The organism is Brasilonema sp. UFV-L1 (assembly GCF_012912105.1).
Classification (GTDB): domain Bacteria; phylum Cyanobacteriota; class Cyanobacteriia; order Cyanobacteriales; family Nostocaceae; genus Brasilonema.
Map to the genome: position 1 here is coordinate 1 of NZ_QMEA01000264.1, position 2,783 is coordinate 2,783.

Annotated in this window: 1 protein-coding gene and 1 pseudogene; both read right to left on the reverse strand. The window is 43.0% G+C overall.

Translation table 11 applies throughout. From position 1 onward, the window contains the following. Nucleotides 1-1,632, reverse strand: a 1,632-nt coding sequence (locus DP117_RS33840; protein WP_211176524.1) for a reverse transcriptase/maturase family protein, incomplete at its 3' end; no start/stop codon positions are given. 510 nt (nucleotides 1,633-2,142) lie between these two features. Further along, nucleotides 2,143-2,709: pseudogene (locus tag DP117_RS33845) on the reverse strand (reverse transcriptase N-terminal domain-containing protein); the annotation flags it as partial. Nucleotides 2,710-2,783: the final 74 nt, after the last annotated feature.

The window sequence follows — 2,783 nt, forward strand, 5'->3', positions numbered from 1 at the left end:
CCGCAGTTTTTCGCGCTTTATTAGCCCAACCCCACAGATCTCACATTCGTCCGCGAGAAGCCGTTTAATTAATTCATTTCTGAACGCGGGTTTTCGCGCTCGTGGCAGGTCTTCTATGGTTGCTTTTAGGTTGCGTTTTAATTGTATGCCGCCGAAGCGAGTCACTAAGGGTTTCTTACCTTCTACTGGGACGGTTATTTCAACACACTTTCTTAAACCTTGTGGGAGTTTTACCGTCTTATGGTACTTGGCGCAGATTTTAGCCACGCTAGTTTTGTATTTACAGGCAAGGGTTTTCATCAGCGAACTCGACATAACCCATTGAAGTTTTCTCAGCCATGCAATATTTTGAGCAAGGCTATAGAATTGTACGTAGCCTCTAAATTCTGATTGGTAAATGTTGATGATAGTAAAATCATCATCATTTATTAACTCAGGGCGATGAATGGGTTTGCCATTCTTCATATAAAGGGCACATTTTTCTTCTACGAAACTTGCTGGGATTCTTAGTGCAGTGATTCCATTGATTGAGCGTTTACCATTGGTATGCTTATTGTCGGAATATTGAACTAAGATTTCGTAACCTAAGAAGTTTGCTGCTTCATTTCTGGCATTAGTAATTAAGGTCTTTTCTGGCGACATTTCCAGTTGAAGATTTTCCGCTAAAAATATCTTTAGTTTTTCCTTAATTTCTTTTGCCTCTTGAAGTGAACCAATGAAACCAAGTAGAAAATCATCAGCGTAGCGGACGTAATTTAGCCTTCTGTATTCCGGGTCACGGACATCTTTGGAAGGCATGTTCTGGTATTGAATTTCCAGTTGACGCGCTTTATCGAATTGTCCATTTTTCCTATAATACCAGGCAAGTTTTACGAGTTTTGAATACTCTGGATTTTGTGCCCGACATTTACCGAGTGTATATTCACCAATGAGTGTCTGTTCGATAAATTTATCGAGCTGATCAAGGTAAATATTTGCGAGTATGGGTGAAACAATCGACCCCTGTGGCGTTCCACTAAGGGTGGAATGATATTTCCACTGCTCACAGTAACCTGCCTTTAGTAAGTTTTCAATCAATCTCAGGAAGCGATTATCTTGGATTTTATCGCGTAGAGTTGACATTAAGATTTTATGGTCTATATTGTCAAAACATCCACGAATATCTCCTTCGATAAACCACTTGGTTCCTTGCCAAGTGCGGTCTATTATTGTTAATGCCGTATGGCATCCACGCTTGGGTCTAAAACCATGACTGCTGTTATAAAATTGAGGTTCGTAATACGCTTCTAGTATTAAACGTATTACTTCCTGAACCAATTTATCGTTCCAAGTGGGAATACCCAGAGGTCGAGTTTTCCCATTTTTCTTGGGAATATTAATTCGCCGCACTGGTGTCCACCGAAAACGCTCATAGCGAATATCTTCTATGAGCTTTTCAATCTTTTTAATGGACATCCCATCAACAGTCTCTGATGTAACTCCTTGCGTCATTGCCCCATCATTTTTGTAGATGCGACTGTACGCTTTGAGGTACAGATTGGAATTGAAAAGTTGTCTGTAGATATCATCCAATGGTAAACCACGTTGACCTCTGTCTCGGATTACACTTAAAACCGTTTCGGCGTTCCGCATCTCGCGTACCTCCCGATAGAAGTGTGAAGAATACCTGTTCTCCTTTGCCATGTGGACGGCTTTCCCGCCCTCGGACTACTATGAGAACTCTGTAACCATAGGGGTCGCCCCCCGTAGGTCATCCCGCGCTTTATTAACTCGGTACGTAACAGTGTGATTTAGGTGTCCCATTCAAACGTTTACGCCATCTCATCGCTGGCTGACTCCGTTTGAAGAAGTTGTGTGGTTCAAATGTTTAAAACTACACACAAACGATTATTCCTCTTAGGCGTTGTAAGAATAGGTAATCGAATATACCGTCAGAATTAGGCTTCAGGTAGTTTAACCTTCACCATGTCACACAAGTCTTGCCGGACTCTAGTTTTAACGCCTTCTCTCTATTTCCGGCGTATACCTTCATGCGGTTGTTCCTTTTGTCTTTTGACTCTAGGTAAGTTGGTTGACTTAGAGACGTTCTTCTTAGTCTCTCCCAACTTGGTTGGGGATACCGCGTGAACTGTCACGGCGCACGCACTTTTCTATGTCTAGCTCAAGGATTCTCTTAGTGTTGCCGTTTTTCTCAGATGTGAGGTTGTTTGCTATCTGTCTTTGGGCATCGTGGGCAGAGCGCCCAGTTCTGAACCCGTAGCTGTTGGCATGAAAGGTTGCAACGCGCAAGCTGGTAAGAGTGCGTACTTTGCTAGGCATTGCCAAGCTCTGTCTGCAATAGTAGGGACTTTCAGGAGTCTGGTTGAGCCGTCTTTCTTGGGGATTGGTATCAGTCTTAGTTTGTTGTGATACCAGTTAGGTTGCCTAAATAGCAATTCGAGGTGAAATCTCTCCTCATGAGTTAAGGCAGTCTTACCGTCAATTCCTGCGGTCTTTTTGCCAGCGTAATCGCAGAGTTACTTGACGAATCGCCAGAAACCTAGCTGCACGAGATTTCAGGATAAGCTTCTGTAGAGACATTGCTTTGTGCCTGTCTCCAGCTTGAACAGCTTTGAACACTCTTCTTTGTAAGCGGAAAAGGTTCGCCCGAAATTTCTTCCAGGGTAGTGATTTCCAAGATTCACTAGCTTTTACACTGTGTCTAATCATGCTTTACTCCAAATTGCGTTTTCTGAATACCTCAGAGCAGTTAGTCGGGTAAGGTGTTGGTGTCGCCACCAGCT